17 protein-coding genes and 1 pseudogene are annotated in these 17,444 nt (G+C 72.9%); 6 read left to right on the top strand and 12 right to left on the bottom strand.

Translation table 11 applies throughout. From position 1 onward, the window contains the following. Nucleotides 1-53: 53 nt before the first annotated feature. From ACZ7EG_RS35865 to ACZ7EG_RS35855, 3 genes are all read right to left on the bottom strand, one after another. Entirely contained in the window at nucleotides 54-884 is an 831-nt protein-coding gene (locus tag ACZ7EG_RS35865; protein ID WP_471088371.1) for an MHYT domain-containing protein, read from the bottom strand. A gap of 121 nt (nucleotides 885-1,005) precedes the next feature. Beyond that, nucleotides 1,006-1,761, bottom strand: a complete 756-nt coding sequence (locus ACZ7EG_RS35860) for a dienelactone hydrolase family protein (RefSeq protein ID WP_471088369.1) — start codon at nucleotides 1,759-1,761, stop codon at nucleotides 1,006-1,008. 145 nt (nucleotides 1,762-1,906) lie between these two features. Beyond that, a complete protein-coding gene (locus ACZ7EG_RS35855) occupies nucleotides 1,907-2,527 on the bottom strand; it encodes an L-threonylcarbamoyladenylate synthase (RefSeq protein ID WP_053672481.1) in 621 nt (206 codons plus the stop codon). A 172-nt stretch (nucleotides 2,528-2,699) separates the two neighbouring features. Between ACZ7EG_RS35855 and ACZ7EG_RS35850 the strand changes: the two genes are divergently transcribed. After that, nucleotides 2,700-4,190 (top strand): helix-turn-helix domain-containing protein, encoded by a 1,491-nt coding sequence (locus ACZ7EG_RS35850; RefSeq protein WP_471088367.1) that lies wholly within the window; start codon nucleotides 2,700-2,702, stop codon nucleotides 4,188-4,190. A 230-nt stretch (nucleotides 4,191-4,420) separates the two neighbouring features. On the opposite strand, the gene ACZ7EG_RS35845 is transcribed toward ACZ7EG_RS35850, so the two are convergent. From ACZ7EG_RS35845 to ACZ7EG_RS35820, 6 genes are read right to left on the bottom strand one after another with little or no spacing between them, the layout of a single operon-like run. Continuing rightward, nucleotides 4,421-5,647 carry a cytochrome P450 family protein gene (locus ACZ7EG_RS35845; protein ID WP_471088365.1) on the bottom strand — a complete coding sequence of 409 codons (1,227 nt, stop codon included), beginning with the start codon at nucleotides 5,645-5,647 and terminating at the stop codon, nucleotides 4,421-4,423. Then, complete coding sequence (locus ACZ7EG_RS35840) at nucleotides 5,644-6,882, bottom strand: cytochrome P450 family protein (RefSeq protein WP_471088363.1); 1,239 nt, start codon at nucleotides 6,880-6,882, stop codon at nucleotides 5,644-5,646. The genes ACZ7EG_RS35845 and ACZ7EG_RS35840 overlap by 4 nt, the downstream gene beginning before the upstream one ends. After that, a complete protein-coding gene (locus ACZ7EG_RS35835; protein WP_471088361.1) occupies nucleotides 6,879-7,505 on the bottom strand; it encodes a GTP-binding protein in 627 nt (208 codons plus the stop codon). The genes ACZ7EG_RS35840 and ACZ7EG_RS35835 overlap by 4 nt, the downstream gene beginning before the upstream one ends. Continuing rightward, a complete protein-coding gene (locus ACZ7EG_RS35830; protein ID WP_471088359.1) occupies nucleotides 7,477-7,839 on the bottom strand; it encodes a DUF742 domain-containing protein in 363 nt (120 codons plus the stop codon). The genes ACZ7EG_RS35835 and ACZ7EG_RS35830 overlap by 29 nt, the downstream gene beginning before the upstream one ends. Beyond that, nucleotides 7,836-8,258, bottom strand: a complete 423-nt coding sequence (locus ACZ7EG_RS35825; protein ID WP_352100236.1) for a roadblock/LC7 domain-containing protein — start codon at nucleotides 8,256-8,258, stop codon at nucleotides 7,836-7,838. Before ACZ7EG_RS35825 ends, ACZ7EG_RS35830 begins: the two co-directional genes overlap by 4 nt. Beyond that, nucleotides 8,255-9,976, bottom strand: coding sequence for an ATP-binding protein (locus ACZ7EG_RS35820; RefSeq protein ID WP_471088357.1), 1,722 nt, complete (start codon nucleotides 9,974-9,976; stop codon nucleotides 8,255-8,257). Before ACZ7EG_RS35820 ends, ACZ7EG_RS35825 begins: the two co-directional genes overlap by 4 nt. A gap of 569 nt (nucleotides 9,977-10,545) precedes the next feature. Here ACZ7EG_RS35820 and ACZ7EG_RS35815 point away from each other — a divergent pair. Continuing rightward, nucleotides 10,546-10,782, top strand: a complete 237-nt coding sequence (locus tag ACZ7EG_RS35815) for a hypothetical protein (RefSeq protein WP_031139576.1) — start codon at nucleotides 10,546-10,548, stop codon at nucleotides 10,780-10,782. Nucleotides 10,783-10,977: 195 nt separating this feature from the next. Beyond that, nucleotides 10,978-12,636 (top strand): catalase, encoded by a 1,659-nt coding sequence (locus tag ACZ7EG_RS35810; RefSeq protein ID WP_471088355.1) that lies wholly within the window; start codon nucleotides 10,978-10,980, stop codon nucleotides 12,634-12,636. A 6-nt stretch (nucleotides 12,637-12,642) separates the two neighbouring features. On the opposite strand, the gene ACZ7EG_RS35805 is transcribed toward ACZ7EG_RS35810, so the two are convergent. Further along, on the bottom strand, nucleotides 12,643-13,497 hold the full coding sequence (locus tag ACZ7EG_RS35805) for a fructosamine kinase family protein (protein ID WP_471088353.1): 855 nt from the start codon (nucleotides 13,495-13,497) through the stop codon (nucleotides 12,643-12,645). 304 nt (nucleotides 13,498-13,801) lie between these two features. On the opposite strand from ACZ7EG_RS35805, the gene ACZ7EG_RS35800 reads away from it, so the two are divergent. Beyond that, entirely contained in the window at nucleotides 13,802-14,125 is a 324-nt protein-coding gene (locus ACZ7EG_RS35800) for a hypothetical protein (protein ID WP_471088351.1), read from the top strand. Between the two features lie 16 nt (nucleotides 14,126-14,141). Here ACZ7EG_RS35800 and ACZ7EG_RS35795 read toward each other — a convergent pair. Both ACZ7EG_RS35795 and ACZ7EG_RS35790 read right to left on the bottom strand, forming a co-directional pair. Then, a pseudogene (locus ACZ7EG_RS35795) lies at nucleotides 14,142-14,679 on the bottom strand (hypothetical protein). Then, nucleotides 14,676-15,308 carry a hypothetical protein gene (locus tag ACZ7EG_RS35790; protein ID WP_471088425.1) on the bottom strand — a complete coding sequence of 211 codons (633 nt, stop codon included), beginning with the start codon at nucleotides 15,306-15,308 and terminating at the stop codon, nucleotides 14,676-14,678. Before ACZ7EG_RS35790 ends, ACZ7EG_RS35795 begins: the two are co-directional and overlap by 4 nt. Before the next feature lie 351 nt (nucleotides 15,309-15,659). On the opposite strand from ACZ7EG_RS35790, the gene ACZ7EG_RS35785 reads away from it, so the two are divergent. Together ACZ7EG_RS35785 and ACZ7EG_RS35780 are read left to right on the top strand one after the other, a co-directional pair. After that, nucleotides 15,660-16,211, top strand: coding sequence for a hypothetical protein (locus ACZ7EG_RS35785; protein ID WP_471088349.1), 552 nt, complete (start codon nucleotides 15,660-15,662; stop codon nucleotides 16,209-16,211). A 207-nt stretch (nucleotides 16,212-16,418) separates the two neighbouring features. Continuing rightward, on the top strand, nucleotides 16,419-17,384 hold the full coding sequence (locus tag ACZ7EG_RS35780) for an NAD-dependent epimerase/dehydratase family protein (RefSeq protein WP_471088347.1): 966 nt from the start codon (nucleotides 16,419-16,421) through the stop codon (nucleotides 17,382-17,384). Nucleotides 17,385-17,444 lie beyond the last annotated feature (60 nt).

The following is a 17,444-nucleotide window of genomic DNA, read 5'->3' as shown; positions in this document are numbered from 1 at the left end:
CCGTAGCAATCGACGATCACGCCGCGTTCGGGGGTGGGCCCGGGGTGGGCCGCTCACCGCTCGTGCGTGGACGAGGCAGTCGTGCGCCACGACGGGCGACGTGGCGCCGTGGAGTCGGCGGCCGGCGTGTCCGGCCGTGCGGACGTCCGCTCGCCCAGCACCAGCAGCGGGTCGAACATCACCACGACCCCGGCCAGCAGCAGGAAGACAACCGGCCCCAGCAGCATCGGCAGCAGCAGGGAGGTGGGCGACTCGCCCGCCCACGTCCCGCCGGTCGCGTCGTGCACATGGACACTGACGGCGGCCATGCCCGTGTAGTGCATCCCGGACACCGCCACACCCATCACCAGGCTCGCCCCGAGGCTCATGAGGAAGCCGCGGATGGTGACGGCCGACCACAGTGCGGCGGTCGCGGCCCCGACCGCGATCAGCACGGACAGCGCGACACCGAGGGGGTCGTAGCCGACGTCGCCGTTCAGCCGCAGCGCCGCCATGCCGAGGTAGTGCATGCCCGCCACGCCCAGTCCGGTGACCGCCCCCGCGACCGCCAGGGTGACAGCGCTCGTGCCGCGGTGGCCGACGATGAACACGCCGACGCCCACCACGGCGACGGCCACGACGAGACTGAGCACCGTCGTGGCCGCGTCGTACCGGACCCGGGTCTCCTCCACATGGAAGCCGATCATGGCGATGAAGTGCATTGTCCAGATGCCGCACCCGATGGAGGCAGCGCCTAACGCCAGCCAGCCCGTCTTCCACGACTGTGCGTCGAGCAGGGAGCGCACGATGCACCGCAGCCCCAGGGCCCCTCCCAGGCAGGCCATCAGATATGCCGCCACCGGGGTCACCGCACCGTAGCGGAACCCGTCGACCGTGCCGTCCAAGAGTCAACTCCCCCCAGAGTCCTGACTGGTGTTCGGCAAGGTCTACGCGCAGAGATCATGGGAGGGCAAGCCCTTACCCTCGGTAGGCCGCCAACTCGCGACACCGGGGAGTCGATTGGGGTCAGAATGTGCGGTTCAGCAGGTCCAGCAGCGCCGACCAGTGCCGCTCGTCGCCCTCTTGGTGGTAGGCCGCGGTGTCGGCCTGTGTGAATCCGTGCGGTGCGCCCGTGTACACCTCGCACCGGTGGCGCACGCCCGCCGCCGTCAGGGCCTCCTCCAGGCGCTCGATCTGCTCCTCGGGCAGGGAGTGGTCCTGGTCGGCGTGGCCGAAGTACAGCTCGGCGGTGACCTTGCCGGCCACCAGGTGGGGGCTGTCCGGGGTGTCCGTGGCCAGCTGCCCGCCGTGGAAGCCGGCCGCCGCCGCGACGCGCTCGGGGTAGGTTCCCGCCGTCAGCAGCGAGAGGCGGGCGCCCATGCAGTAGCCGGTCAGTGCGACCGGACCGTCGGCCACCGCGGGCGACTGGGCCAGCCAGTGCAGATACGCACCGGCGTCCCGCATCGCCCGCTCGTTCGTCAGGTCCTGCATGACCGGCACGATGCGCTCGAATATCTCCGGACGCGCCCCCGGGTCGATGAACTCGGGAAGATCGAACAGGGGCGCGCGACCGTGCCGGTAGAACACGTTGGGCACCAGCACCGTGTAGCCCTCGGCGGCCAGCCGGTCCGCCATGGCCCGCAGCTGCGGACGCAGACCGAAGGCGTCCATGAACACCAGGATCGCAGGGTGGGCGGCCCCGTCGGCGGGGCGGGCCAGATACGCGTCGGCGGTGCCGTCCTCGGTGGGGATGTCCACGGCGGTTCCCTGTACGGCGGTCATGGCTGGGCTGCCTCTCTGCGGGGGTGGGGATCTGCAACCCGTCCGCGTGACCGGGCGGATCATGGTCATCGTGACACGCCCGTCCCGGGGCATTTCGCCCACCCCCGGCGCACGGTTGAACCGTGAACGGCCTTTGGGGCGCTCTTTACTCGAACCGTGAGGGGTCGCCCGCGCCGTGCCGCACGATCTCGGCCTCTCCGCCGGAGAAGTCGACGACCGTCGTCGGCTCGGTACCGCAGTCGCCGGAGTCGACCACCCCGTCCAGCACGTGGTCGAGCAGGTCCTTGATCTCCCAGCCCTGCGTCATCGGCTCCTCCTCGCCGGGCAACAGCAGGGTGCTGGACAGCAGCGGCTCACCGAGTTCGGCGAGCAGGGCCTGGGTGACGACGTGGTCGGGGATGCGCACCCCGACCGTCTTCTTCTTGGGGTGCTGCAGCACGCGCGGCACCTCCTTCGTCGCGGGCAGGATGAACGTGTAACTGCCTGGCGTCGACGCCTTGATCGCGCGGAACACGTCGTTGTCGATCCGCACGAACTGGCCGAGCTGGGCGAAGTCCTGGCACACGAGGGTGAAGTGGTGCCGGTCGTCCAGCTTGCGGATCGTGCGGATCCGGTCGATGCCGTCACGGCTGCCGATGCGGCAGCCCAGTGCGTAGCAGGAGTCCGTGGGGTAGGCGACAAGAGCGTCGGCGCGGATGCTGTCGGCGATCTGGCCGATGGTGCGGGCCTGCGGGTTGTCGGGGTGCACGTCGTAGTACTTCGCCATCCGTCGAGCTTATGCCGCCGCCGCGGGTCGGCGGCGCAGGGAGGGTGCGAGCCCGGGGACACCGGCCCCCGGGCCGTCCGCTGTCCGGGCCGGAGGGATCGCCCTGCGGACGTGAGGTAACGTCCCCGACCGGTGTGCCGGAGGCGGCGCAAGGAGCGAGGGGAAGGCCGAGGTGGCTGGCCGAGAGGACGGGAACCGGCAGCGGGAGACGCAGACCGGCACGGGTCCGGCGTGGGCGGAGGAACTGCTCGAGCATCTGCGTCCGGCCGGGCGCGATGTCCGCAGGGTCGTCGCCTGGCTCGGCGGCGCCCTGGGCGCGACCGTGGCCCTGCAGGACGCCGCCGGGAACCTCATCGCCGGAAACCGGCTCCCGCTGGACGGGGACCTGGTCGCGGACATTACCGCCGGCCGGATCGCCTCCGCGGCCTGGGAGAGCCGGGAGCGCCACCTGCGCCTGGTCAGGGTGGAGCACCCGTCCCACGCGTGCGTGCTGGCCGTCTCCCGGCAGGACCCTTTCGACCGACAGGCCTCCGGCGTCGTCACACACACCGCCCAGGTGATCGAGCTGCTGCTGACAGCGGGCGAGTCGACCGCGGCCGGGCACCGGCTGCGCCGGGCCACCTCCGATCTGCGCCTGGCGATCCTGCAGCTGCTGATGGTCGAGGACACCATCGCCGCCCGTCGCGTCGCCGCCGGACTCTGGCCCGGCCTGCTCGACGCCGAAACGGCGTGTGTGTACGTCGTCGAATCCGCTCCCGACGTGCGCGACCGCGTCGCCGAGGAGTGCCTGGACAGCACCCGGGAGGACGCCCTGGTCGTGCGCTGCCCGGCCATGGACGGGCATGTGATCGTCGTCGGCCCCCGGGAGACCACGGGCGATGCCCTGCGGTCCCTCGTCGGACGCCGCCCGGACCTCTTCCTCGGCGGCAGCGTCCGCCAGAGCCTCGCCCAGACCGCCACCGCCTACGGGCAGGCCGTCAGCGCGTTGGCCGTCGCCCACTTCCGGCCCGACAAGACGGCCGTCTACGCCGAGCGCACCCACCCCGAACGCCTGATGGACCCGGTGGCGCTGCGCGGCTGGACGTCCCGGGTGCTGCGCCCCCTCGACACCCTGCCGCACCACACCCGCGCCGAGCTCCTCGCCACCACCCGGCTGGGCCTGGAGTTCACCGCCGTCAACGCCGCCAAGGTCCTCGGCGTCAGCCGCAACACCGTCCGCGCCCGCATGGAACGCGTCGAGGCCCTGCTCGGCACCGACTTCGCCGACCTCACGGTCCGGGCCGTAATCCACCTGGCGCTCAACACCCGGATCGGCCTGCCCGATGTACCGCCCGACGGCGCCGAAGACCCGGACCTGCGGCTGGCCGACCTGCTGTCCGGTCCCGCCGTCCGCACCTGGGGGCACGATCTGCTGGGGCGGCTCGACGCCGACGCCCGCAATCCGCGCCGGACGCTGCGCACCTGGATCGCCGTCGGCGGCAACGCCGAACGGGCCGCACAGGCCCTGGGCGTGCACGCCCAGACCGTGCGCGAGCACGTCCGCAGCGCCGAACCCGTCCTGGAGCGCCAACTGCTCGCCGCGGGCACCGACCTGTACGAGGTCGTCCTGGCGCACCTGACCGTGGGCGACCTCGACCTGCCGGTCCTGCAGAGCCCGGCGTGAGCCTTTTGCCTCCGGGGTAACCGGTCGGCCGGATCCGGGTGGGACGAAACCGGGCCATCCGGACTCAGCTGTGCACGGGTGAGCCCCGCCGAGTGTCCAGCGGGCATCGACACGGTTCACAAGGCCTCGGGCAGGGACGTAAGTTCAACTCACCGCGGGGGCACGACCGGAACGGGGGACCGGTCGCGCTCCCGCGCGCTGCCCTGCGAGGCGGCATCCCTGCGGGGGCGTCAGCTCCCCAGCCGGACCGGGATCTCCTGCCAGCCGAACGCGATGAACGACGGCACCTGCCGCAGTCCGTCGTCGCCTGCGGCCAGGCGCAGGCCGGGGAACCGGTCGAACAGCGCCGGCAGCGCGGTGAGGGCTTCCAGACGGGCCAGCGGCGCCCCGATGCAGCGGTGGACGCCGATCCCGAACGCCAGATGGTCGTCGGCACCGCGGGAGGCGTCGAAGTGGTCGGCGTCCGGACCGTAGTGCTCGGGGTCGAGCCCCGCGGCGGCGTACGTCGTGATGATGGCGTCGCCGGCCGGGATCGTGACCTCGCCGACCGCGAGATCGGTGACGGCGAAGCGCAGCGGCAGCGACGCGATGGACGGGTGGGCGCGCAGCGTCTCGTCGACGACGGCGTCCCAGCCGATCTCCCCGGACCGGACGGCCGCCAGCTGCTCGGGACGGCGGAGCAGGGCGACCACCGCGTTGCCGATGAGGTTCACGGTGGTCTCGAAACCGGCGCCGATCACCAGCAGCAGCGTGTACAGCAGCTCTTCGTCGCTCAGCCGGTCGCCACCCTCGTCCCGGACCCGGATCAGCTCCGACGTCATGTCGTCCCCGGGGTGCGCGGCCCGGTGGGCTATCAGGGCCGGCAGCACCGTCCCGATCTGCCGCTGCACGGACGCTGCGTGCTCCGGGCTCGGATCGGAGGTGTCCATGATGGCCGCGATGAGCCGGCCGGTGTCCTCCCGCAACTCGTCCGGCACGCCCATGAGTTCGCAGATCATCCGCATCGGCAGCGGATGGGCGAACCCTGCCTTGACGTCCACGACCTCGCCGTCGGCGGCCTCCAGAGCGGCCAGCAGCTCCGCCGTGATCGCCTCCACCCGGGGCCGCATCGCCTCGGTCCGCCGGTGCGTGAAGCTGGGCGCGACCAGCTTGCGCAGCCGGGTGTGGTCCGGTCCGTACGTGGAGAGCATGTTCACCACGCCGACCCAGCCCAGGATCCACGCCCAGGACGGTTTCTCGGCGATCTCGGGCCACAGCCGCCAGTGCAGCCGCGGGTCCTTGCTGACCCGCGGGTCGAGGATGAGCTCCTTCAGCGTGTCGTAGCGCGTCGGCGCCCAGGCCGGGATGCCGCCGGGCAGCTCCACGGGCACGATCGGGCCGAGGGCACGCAGCCGGGCGCTCTCGGCCGCGATGTCGGCGCCTGTGGGGTCCAGAGCGATGCGGTCGGTCACGGTCACGGTCGTCCTCCTGGCTGGTCGGGGGAGCGGGGGCTGAAACGGACGGGCAGGGCCGTCAGCGAGCGGTGGAACGGACCGGGCCGCCACGTCAGGCGCTCGCGGGGCAGGACGGGTTCGAGGTCGGGCAGCCACTGGGTGAGCCGTTCGATCGCCTCGGTGGCGATGAGCAGGGTGTGCTGCTTGACCGGGCAGGCGTGCGGGCCCGCCGACCAGGACAGGTGAGAGGCGTCCGACGGGTGGCGCTCCGCGCCGCGCCCCTGCTCGGCGGCCTGGGCGAGCGCGCCGTAGGAGATCACCACCGGCACCGCGGCTCTGATCCACACACCGTGCAGGGTGACCGGTGTACGGGCGTAGTGGATGCCGTAGTTGGCGAGCGGCGTCTCGTGGTGCAGGACATCCAGCACCGCGTCCGTCACGGGGCGGGCGCCGCTGGTCAGCGTCGAGTAGTAGGCCGGGTTGCCGAGGACCCGGGACAGCGCGTTGGACACCAGGTTGGCCGTCGGCTCGTGCCCCGCCCCGAGGGTGAGGAACACCTGCCAGGTGACCTCCTCGGGGCTCAGGCCCGCCGGGTGGTCCAGCAGCCAGCTCGGCAGATCGTCGCCCCGCCGCTCGGTCTTGGCGGCGATCAGCTCCAGCACGTACGCGCCGAACTCGGCCTCGCCCTCGGCCGCCTGGGCGCCGCCCTCGATCAGTTTGCCCAGGGCGGTCTCCAGCCGGTCGCTCGCGCTGTCGGGCAGCCCGAACAGACTGTTGAACACCAGCGCCATCAGCGGCCGGGTGAACTCGCCCACCAGGTCGGCCTCACCGCGCGGCCCGATCCGGCTCACCAGCAGGTGCACCGCCCGGTGCACCCGGGCCCGCAGATCGTGCGGTTCCACCAGATCGAAGGCGTCGATCAGCGAGGTGCGGTAGCGCAGGTGGGCGCCGCCGTCGGCGAACAGGGTGTTGGGGCGCCAGCGCATCATGCCGAGCACCGGCGAGTCGTCGGGGACGGTCGCCTCCCACGGCCGGGGATCGTGCGAGAACGTCTCGGTGTCGTGCAGCAGGTCCAGCGCCGCCCGCCGGTCCGTGACGACGTACGCCGGGACGCCGGGCGCGAGTTCCGCCCGGCCGACCGGGCCGTGAGCGCGCAGGGCGGCGTAGTAGGGGTGGGGATCGCGGGCGAAGCCGTCCTCCCAGAGGCGGACGGGCGCCGCGAGGGAGAAGGCCTGCTCGGCGGGGGAGGGGTGGGTCACCGGGGCTCCGGGGGGTGGTGGTCGATCAGGTGCTGCACCAGCGCGAGCAGGGCGTCGATGGAGGAGTCCGTCTCCCGCGCGTCGCACGTGACCATGGGAGTCGCGGGCTCCAGGTCCAGGGCGGCGCGCAGCTGCTCGGGCGTGTGGTGGCGGGGCGCGTCCGGGAAGGTGTTGAAGGCGACCGCATAGGGCAGTCCCGACTCCTCCACCAGCCCCAGCACGTCGAACGAGGCGTCGATCCGGCGGGCGTCGACCAGCACGAGCGCGCCGAGCGCCCCGTAGGCGATGTCGTCCCACAGGGCCCGGAAGCGTTCCTGGCCTGGTGTGCCGAACAGGTACAGCACGACGCCGCCCGGCAGGCTGATCCGGCCGAAGTCGATGGCGACCGTGGTGGTGGACTTGTCCCGTACCCCGGCGAGATCGTCGACCTGTGCGGACGCCTGCGAGAGCTGCTCCTCCGTGTGCAGCGGCCGGATCTCGGAGACGGAGCGGATCAGGGTCGTCTTGCCCACCCCGAACGGTCCCGTGATCAGGATCTTCACCAAGTCCTGGGCGGTGTCGGGCAGGTGGACGCCCGCACCCCCCGGCTCGGCGTCAACGGTGCTTGAGGTCGCGGAGGCCATCGGCCACTCTCTTCAGAAGGTCGGGGTCGAAGCGCCGGGCGGGCGGGATCGGCGCACGGGCCAGGACCAGGCCACGGTCGAGCAGGTCGGCGGCCAGTACCAGCACCGCGGAGACCGGCAGGCGCAGCAGGGCCGCGGCCTCCACCACCGTCAGCGAGCCGTACTCCAGCTCATCCAGCAGGGCCGCCTGGGCGGCGGGCAGTTCGGCGGGGGCCGGCTCACCGCTGCCGGTGAGGACCGACAGCCGCTCCAGATGCGCACGGGAGGGCCGCGCCACCCCGCCGGTCGACAGGTACGCGGGAACCAGGGGACGGCCGCCTCGGCGGCCGGTCATGCCGGCGTGCCGCCGTCGGCACCCCGGGGCCCGGCGGCCATCGCCTTCTCGCCCAGCCGCGCGACCTGCGAGTGCACCCGGTGGGCGAGCAGGTCCAGCCGCACCTCGGGATCGCCGTACGCGGCGACGCAGGTACCGTGGTCCGTCGGCACGATCAGCACGTAGCCGTGGTCCGACTCGATGACGACCTGGCGGATCTCCGCCCGGTCGGTGTCGGCGAACGCCGCAGCGGCGGTACGGCAGGCGCCCTGCACGGTACTGGTGATGGCCGCGACCCGCTCGGCCGACGGCCGCGACAGCGCGTCGGTGTAGCCGGTGACGAGTCCGTCCCGGGTGAGCAGGGCGGCGGCCACGACGTGCGGCACCTCCAGGACCGGTTCGAGCACCCATGCCGTGTCCCCCGCTGCGCGGCTGGTCATCGAGCCGTTCCCCCTTCGTGTTCGGTGCTGTCGGTGTCCTCGGATGCCGCGTCGGCCGTGGTCGCGGCCGGCGCACCCTCAGGTACGGCTGGAACGGCGCCGGTGTTCGACCGTGCGGCGGTACGGGCTGCCGCGGTGCCGGACTGGAGGGCGCCGAGGGCGGCGGCGGACTCCTCGGGACGGCGGGAACGGCGTGGTGGTGCGGGGTCGACGGCGGCGGGCCCGGCCGCGGTCGTGGCGCGACCGCGGCGACGCCGCTGGGGCAGGCCGCCGCTGTCCCGCGGGCCGTGGTGGCCGGGGACGGGAGCGTCGTCGTCGGCCAGGTGCTGCTCCCTGCCGTAGCCGTGATCGTCGCCTGCGGCGCCTGGGCTTGTGCCTGCGTCCCCTGTGTCTGTGTCTGTGTCTGCGTCGGAGGGGGGCGGTCCGGCCCTGCGGAGCTCGGCGTCCCGCTCGAAGTCGTCGGAGGCGGTGGCCGGGGCCGGGGCCGGGGCCGGGGCGGGGGCGTGCGGCGGGGTGGCCGGGGCGGGGCGGGACGTGCGCTGCGGGGCGGGCCGGCCGGGGCGGAGCGTGTGGTGCGGGCCGGAGGGGCTCGGGCCCGAACCGTGGGACGCCTCGGGACCGCTCCCCGCGTGCCGCACCGCCTCCCGCCGGGTCGAACGCGGCGCACTGGCCGCCGGGGGCAGCTCCTCGGGGTCGATGCGCGTCAGCAGGTGGCTGTCGACCCGCAGCACCGCGCGCACCCCGCCGTACGGCGACGGGGAGGACAGGTCCACGCTCAGATCGAACTGCCGGGTCAGCTGGCCGACGGCCGCGAGCCCCATGCGCGGCGGATCCCCGAGCTCGGTCAGCAGGATCGGATCCGAACCGGCGACCATCCGCTGGGCCCGGGCCCGCTCGTCCTGCGTCATGCCCAGACCGGCGTCGTCCACGGTGACGCAGGCCCCGTGGTGGACCGCCTCGAGGTTGACCACGACGTCCGTGTCGGGCGCGGAATGCCGCAGCGCGTTGTCGAGGAGCTCGGCGACGATGATGGCGACCGGCTCGACGGCGTGGGACACCAGGGCCGTACCGGCCGCGAGGTGGTTGTTGACCCGGACGCGGCGGTAGCCCGCGAGCCGGGCCTGACCGCCCGTCACCGCGTCCACGAGATGGGACTCCTCCCGGGCGAGCCCCACCCAGGCCCCGCACACCACGGCGGCGATCTGGGCGCGCCGCAGCGACTGCTCGTTCTCGTGGTCCAGTTCGAACAGGGTCTGCGTCAACTCGGGGTCGTCGTAGCGCTGCTGCAATCCCCGCAGAGCGTCCTGCAGCCGGTACAGCGCCGCCTGGATCTCCCGGGTGGCCCCGCGCATCCCGGCTTGCGCCGCCGCGTCGATCCGGGTGCGCTGCGCGGCCAGTTCGGCGTGCAGCCCCTTCAGCACCTGCTCCAGGGCGCTCCCCAGGGGCGAGCCGGCCAGCTGCGGGTTCAGCGGGCCGGGCTCGCTGACGTGGGAGTGTGCGGCCTGCCGGGCCGCGGCGGGCACCCGCCGTGCCGCCAGATGCTCGACCTCGGAGGTGAACACCCGTGTCGTACCGTCGAGTCGTGCCCGCAGCGCGGCCGTCTTCGCGCGCTCCGCGGCCAGGTGCCGCCGTGAGCGCAGCAGCCCGCCGCCGAGGGCGAACGCGGACAGTGTGCCGAGAGCGAGGGCGCCGACGGCCAGGTCCGGTACTTCGATCATCGAGTCGATTCCAGGAGGGAGTCGGGCAGGGCTGGGTCCGAGCTGCTCAGGCGAGCCACCCGCAGCACAGTACACACCGTCATCGACCGATCTCGCACGGTGGAGTGCCACTTCGTTCCGAAAGTGACCGCTGTCTATAGGCTTCCGCGGCAACTGTCTGAATTGCCGTACGGGGGAGAGGAGTTGGTGGTGTGTGCGGGTCTGACCCTCCGGTCCGGCCACCAAGCGCCTGCCGTGCCGTGCCGTGCCGCGGCCGTCTCCAGCCGAATCGGGCCCTCAGCCGTGACCGCCCGGTGAGCGCCGGCGTCCTCAAGGCGACGGCGTGGCTGGTCATCAAGTCCCCCGGCCGGCACACGGCGTCCGCGTCCTTCGCCTGCACCCGCCGCTGATCCCGCCCGGTCGGCGTGGGGGCGGGGCAGGACAGCGGACAGCCGGCGCAGCGCCGATGTGACCGCGCGGACCGCGACCGGTTCATCTCTCGATGTGATGGGCGCGGGCTGTGTGCCCGGCCGGAGGGCGGGTACCCGTCCGGCTCCTGAAGAGGTCCGCTTCGCGAGAAGGAGGCCCGCATGAGCAGTGGATCGGAGACCGGCGGTGTGACCGGTACGCAGGACAAGGACTACAATCTCATCTGGTATGTCGAGGCGTGCCTGAACAACGCCCTGCGCCTGGAGAGCTACATCCAGGACGCCGAGCGCGCCAAGGACACCGAGGTCGCGGACCTGTTCCGCAAGGCCCAGGCGGACAGCCGCAAGGGTGCCGAACTCGGCAAGGGGCTGCTGCGCGCACGCCTCGACGGAGGCTGAGGCTCACCGGCCCTCAAGGGCCCGGACCCCGCGAGGGTCCGGGCCCTTGTCCGTCGAAGGTGCCGGACGAGGTCCGTGGCACGTGAGTGATCGCGCCACCCGGGTACCCGGCCCGTCCCGCCACGACCGGCCGGGCGGCCCCTCGCGGCTCCGACCCGGTCGGCCGCCGGCCACGAGCCGAAGGAGCCCACGCATATGACGGACGTTTCCGGGACCGGTCCCGCACCGGGCGACGACCGCAAGGTACTCACCGACCGCCAGGGCCATCCGGTCTACGACAACCAGAACCAGCGCACCGTCGGCGCCCGCGGCCCCGCGACGCTGGAGAACTACCAGTTCCTGGAGAAGATCAGCCACTTCGACCGGGAACGCATCCCCGAACGCGTCGTGCACGCCCGCGGCGTCACCGCCTACGGCCACTTCGAGGCCTACGGCACCTGGGGTGACGAGCCGGTCAGCCGCTACACCCGGGCCAAGCTGTTCCAGGAGCGCGGCAAGCGCACGGACGTGGCCGTCCGCTTCTCCACGGTGATCGGCGGCCGCGACTCCTCCGAGGCGGCCCGCGACCCCCGTGGTTTCGCCGTCAAGTTCTACACCGAGGACGGCAACTGGGACCTGGTCGGCAACAACCTGGGCGTCTTCTTCATCCGCGACGCCATCAAGTTCCCGGACGTCATCCACGCCCTCAAGCCCGACCCGGTGACCTTCGAGCAGCAGCCCGGCCGCATCTTCGACTTCATGTCGCAGACGCCCGAGGCCATGCACATGCTGGTCAACCTGTTCAGCCCGCGCGGCATCCCCGCCGACTACCGCCATATGCAGGGCTTCGGCGTCAACACCTACAAGTGGGTCAACGCCGAGGGCGAGACCAAGCTCGTCAAGTACCACTGGATGCCCAAGCAGGGCGTGCGCAGCATGACCGAGGAGGACGCCGCCAACGTCCAGGCCGACACCCTCGGTCACGCCACCAAGGACCTGTACGAGGCGGTCGCCCGCGGGGACCACCCGGAGTGGGAGCTGCTCGTCCAGATGATGGACGACCACGACCACCCCGAGCTCGACTTCGACCCCCTGGACGACACCAAGACGTGGCCCGAACAGGACTTTCCGCCGAGGCCGGTGGGCCGGATGGTGCTGGACCGCATGCCGAAGGACTTCTTCGCCGAGAACGAGCAGATCTCCTTCGGCACCGGCGTCCTCGTCGACGGCCTGGACTTCTCCGACGACAAGATGCTCGTCGGGCGGACCTTCTCCTACAGCGACACCCAGCGCTACCGGGTCGGCCCGAACTACCTGCAGCTTCCCGTCAACCAGGCCAAGAACGCGGACGTGCGCACCAACCAGCGCGACGGCCAGATGGCCTACCACGTGGACGGCGGGGGAGAGAACCCGCAGGTCAACTACGAGCCGTCCATCACCGGGGGCCTGCGCGAGGCCCGCTACCCGACGCACGACGAGCAGGGGCCCGAAATCCAGGGCCGGCTCACCCGCAAGCGCATCCCCCGCACCAACGACTACCTCCAGGCCGGTCAGCGCTATCTGCTGCTGGAGGACTGGGAACGCGACGACCTGGTGAAGAACTTCATCGGTCAACTGTCCCGGTGCGACCGGGCGATCCAGGAGCGCATGGTCTGGCACTTCCTGCTGGTCGAGAACGACCTCGGCCTGCGGGTCGGCGACGGGCTGGGCATCGGCCCGGAGGACGTGGCCGGACTGCAGCCGCTGGCGAGCCAGGACCTCACGGACGAGGACCGCGAACGCCTCGCCAACCTCGGCAAGAACGAACCGCGCGACGTGGAGGGCCTCACGATGACCCACTGCGTCCCCGACGAACGGCACGTCGTGACCCGCTGACGCGGATCAGCCGTCCAGGGCGGTACGGGCCACAGTGAGGGCCTGGTCCGCGTAGCCCCGGCCGAACAGCACGGCGTGCACCAGCAGCGGAAACAGCTGGTGCACGCCGACACGTTCGGTCCAGCCGTCGGCGAGCGGCGCGACCTCCTGGTAGCCGTCCAGCACCCGCTCCAGATGGGGGCAGCCGAACAGCCGCAGCATCGCCAGGTCCGTCTCCCGGTGCCCGCCGTGCGCGGCCGGGTCGATGAGTCGGACGTGTCCGTCGGCCGCCCACAGCACATTGCCGCTCCACAGGTCGCCGTGCAGCCGCGCGGGCGGCTCGGCGGGCCCGGCCAGCTCCGGCAGTCGCTCGCACAGACGCTCGACGACGGCCGCCTCTGCGCACCGGAGCGTGCCCCGGTCGACCGCCCGCCGAAGGTACGGCAGCACGCGCTGCCCGGCGTACCAGCTCGGCCAGTCGGTACCGGGCTCGTTGCGCATCGGCGCGAGCCCGATGTACGCCTCCACCGGGCCGTCCGGCGGCGCCGCCCCGAACGCGGGCGCCCCGGCGGCGTGCAGCGCGGCGAGGTCCCGCCCGAACCGCACCGCCGCCACACGGTCCGGCCGCCCCTGCGGAACCCGGTCGACGACCAGCCAGCCGTCCTCGTGCCCGTGCACCACCGGCACCCGCACGCTCCCGGCAGCGGCCAGCCACCGCAGGCCCGCCGCCTCGGCCCGGGCCGCCCCCGGCGCGTCGGACCGCTTGACGATCACGACCCGCCCGTCGTCGAGAGCGACTTCGGCGAGATCCCCCGACAGCCGCCTCTCACCGCTGACCGCCCGCCCGGTCAGCCGGGCCGCCACATCGGAACGGACGGTCATACGAGCTCCCTCTCGGTTCTCGGGACCACAGTCCACATCAAGCAACTGGATCGGCCGCGCCGCGCCGCGTCCGGACAGGTGGTGCGGAACATGGTGGGTACCCCGTTGTGGTCACTTCTGCGTGGTCCCGGGCCGTTCGCCGGGCAGCCGACCGCAGGAGCAGACCAGTCGTATCCGGCGGCCGTTGTACCGCACTTGACCGCTGTTTCGATTCCGGGACATGCGCCACGCGCCGGTCACGCGGGACGGTGAAATCCCGCCGCCGGGCGACAGAACCGGCCATCGCCGGGGGAGCAGTCGGGTCATGACGAGTACACCGTTCCAGCGCACCATCGCCCTGCCGGCCCCCGTGTGCGAACAAGCCGCTCAGCATCTGGAGCAGGCCGCGCAGCGGGCCGTCGACGGGGCCGCGATCCCGCTGAAGGCGTTCCGTGAGGCCGCGGACAACGATTTCACCCTGCCGGTCTCGGTCGTCGAGCAGGCCGCGGCCTGCCTGCTGGTCCTCGCCACCGAGACCGCCCAGACCGTCCGCCCGTCCGCCCTGCGCGCCACCATCAGCGTCGCGCTGCGGCTGCGCGACGCCGTACAGCTCGCCCACCAGCCCGCCCTCAGCAGCAGGTTCTGGTGAGCGAGAACCCGGTTGCTCAGGCTCCGCGGAAGGCGACCTCGACCTGCGTGTGACGCAGCGCCTCCAGGGTGGCGTGCTGCCGGCGGGCCCGTTCGATGAGCTCGTCGAGCTGCCGTCGGTTCAGACGTTCGTCCGTGGCGGCCAGATCGCGCAGCGTCTCCCAGCCTGCCAGTTTGCCCTCCACCCCGAGCGCCAGCGCCTCCAGCTCCCACAGGGTGCTCAGCGGAGAGCGCCGTACCAGGCTGCCGTTGCTCTTCAGCCGCCCCACCTGCTCGGCCGCCCGGCCCGCGTAGACCTTGTAGCGGCGCGCGCACCGGGACCTCCAGGCGCCGCATGAGGTGGAGCAGGGCCGTGCGGTCGTCGGCGATCTCGTCGGCGACCGGGGCCAGCGCGTCGGCGAGCGCCGAGCCGGCGCACGAGCGCAGCAGGTGGCGCACCCGCGCGGTCCCGGCGGTGGCACCGGTGAGATGGTCGTTGAGGTAGATGCCCAGCAGGGACATGTCGGTGACCGGGGCACGCTCGGAGCCCGGCGAATCCGCTCGCTGTTCCGTCATGACGCGACTCCTGTCGTACTCCGGTCCTGCTCCACGGTCACTGTCGTGGTGACCCGCACGAGACAAGGAGGGCGGGGAGTCGAGCCGGTCCCGAAGCGCACGGGGGGCTCGACCGGGGCGAGGGCGCCGAGGCTCTCGCCCATGCAGGTCACGGTGGCCGAGGTGACAGGGTGCAGATCCCGGGCGCCGTACCACTGGTGCCGTCCGGGCCGGGCGCCGGCGTGGGTGTGTGCTCCCAGCAGCAGACGGGCGGGCCGGTCCCACAGCGCGATCCAGCCCGGGCGGACGGCGAGGCGTCCCGGGACGGCCCGCAGCGCCAGGCCCGGCAGGTTCCGGCGGCCGGTGCTGAACTCCAGGTGGAGCGGCGGGGCGGTGACGGTCCAGTGCCGGCGGTCGGTGACGTGTACCTCCACCGGTACGACCCGTACCTCGTCGAAGACGTAGGTGCCGGCGACGAACTCCGCCGTCTCGCCCGTGGGTGCCAGCAGCAAGCGGTGTCCGTCGGCCTCCTCGACCATCACGTCACTGAACGGCCCGAACGGCGACCGCGGCCAGTGGCCGAGCACCACGCGGGTGCCGGACACCGTGCCGAGCCCCGCGATCCAGCCGTCGAAACGCAGCGAGCGCACCGGCGACCGGACGCCGGTACGCCGGGCCGGACCTGCGGGTTCGGGTCCGTGGGAGGACACGCGGGCCGGGTGCCCGGCGCCTGTGAGGCGAAACGGCCGCCACCGGTGTGCACGGCGGCGGCCCGGCGGTGCACGAGGCCGCCACCGGTGTGCCCGGCGGCGGCCCGGCGGCGCACAAAGACGCCACCCCTGCACGCGGCGGCTCGGCCAAGGCACAGGGAAGCGCCCGGCCCCCTCGGCGATGTGGCCGAGGCCACGTCCTGGTCGAGGTCCCGGTCACGTCCGGGGGTGGGAAGCGCCGGTTACCGTCTACGACCAGATCCCCGCTCCCTCCCCTCGGACGGCCCGGCAGTGCACGCAGACCTCTCCCCTGTCATCGCGGCGACCGCCCAGTGGCTGACCCGCGCCTTCCCCGCCTCCGGCGGCGCGCTGGCCTCCGCACTGTGCGAGGTCCAGGCCCGGCAGGCCGTGACCGTCGCGGCCCGGCTCAGGTACCCGACGGCCATGGACGCCGCCCTGCTCGACATGGCCGGCCCCGGCGGTTCCGGGCGGCTCGACTGGGTCACCGGCGCCGACGCCGCCGTGGGCGACGGCGCCGACGCCGCCCTGGGCGACGACGTGGAAGCACAGGCCTGGCGTACCTGGGTGGACGAGGTCGTGGCCTGCTGGGCGGCCAGCTTGCTCACCGACGCGGAGCTGGCGGCCCGGGCGGTGGCCGCGCTCGCCGGCGGCAGCCACAGCGCCGGCGCACCGGCCGAGTTCCGCCGGCTCGTCGCCCCCGACGACGGCGACCGGGACGCCGCCGCCCTGCTGCGCCACCCCGACCTGCTCGCCCCCGTCGCCGGCCTGCACCAGGACCAGCTCCTCGACCGCCTGAACCCGGGCCGCACGCTGATCGCCTGACGCCGCCCAGAGGCACCCGCCGACCCGCGGGACGGCTCCCCACTGACCGACCTCACCCTCCGTGACTCACCGGTTTGCCGTACGAGGCCGTGCTGTGCCCGCACGGCCGTCGGAGGCTGGGCGTGAGCTCGACGGCACTCCGCCCCCTTCGCAGACCGGGGCGCGACCGTCGTGCCGCGCACCGCCGCCGACGGAGGAGAGACCGACATGAGCACCGCCCTCTCACGGACCTGGGAACACGCCGTCGTCACCGGCGGCGCCGGGTTCGTCGGCTCCCATCTGTGCGGCGCCCTCCTGGACGCGGGCGCGGCCGTCACCTGCGTCGACGACTTCAGCACCGGCCGGCCCGAGAACATATCGCCGCTGCTCGAGCGGCCCGGTTTCACGCTCGTCCAGGCCGACGTGTCCGAGGGGCTGCGGATCAAACGGCCGCCGGACCTCGTGCTGCACCTCGCCTCCCCGGCGTCCCCGGCGGACTACCTGCGCCTCCCGCTGCACACCCTGGAGACCGGCAGCCTCGGCACCCGCAACGTCCTGGAACTCGCGCACTCCGCCCGCGCCCGCTTCGTCCTCGCCTCGACCTCCGAGGTCTACGGCGACCCGCAGCAGAACCCCCAGGACGAGCGCTACTGGGGCAACGTCAACCCCGTCGGTCCGCGCAGCGTCTACGACGAGGCCAAACGCTTCGGCGAGGCACTGACCACCGCCCACGCCGAGGCCGAGGGCACCGACACCTGCATCGTGCGGCTGTTCAACACCTACGGCCCCCGGATGCGCGGCCACGACGGACGGGCGGTGCCGACCTTCGTCCGGCAGGCCCTGGCCGACGAGCCCCTCACCGTGACCGGCGACGGCCGCCAGACCCGGTCGCTGTGCTACGTCGACGACACCGTGCGCGGCATCCTCGCCGCAGCAGCCCACGGCATGCGCGGCCCCGTCAACATCGGCAACCCGACCGAGATCACCGTGCTCGACATGGCCCGCCTGATCATCGAACTCGCCGAGTCCTCCTCCGAGATCCGCTACATCGAACGCCCCGTGGACGACCCGGCCGTGCGCTGCCCGGACATCACGCTGGCCCGCGACAAGCTGGGCTGGGATCCGCAGGTGCGTGCCGAGGAGGGGCTGCGGCGCACGATCGCCTGGTTCCGCGAGTCCGGTACCGAGGAGTGAACCCGCCCGGGCACCCCGCACCGCCGCGTCCGGGTGTCTCCCGACCGCGAAAGGCCCGCC

It is taken from the genome of Streptomyces sp. NPDC037100, from assembly GCF_055606225.1.
Note: the sequence above shows the minus strand (reverse complement) of the source record. Positions and strands in the feature narration are given on the sequence as shown.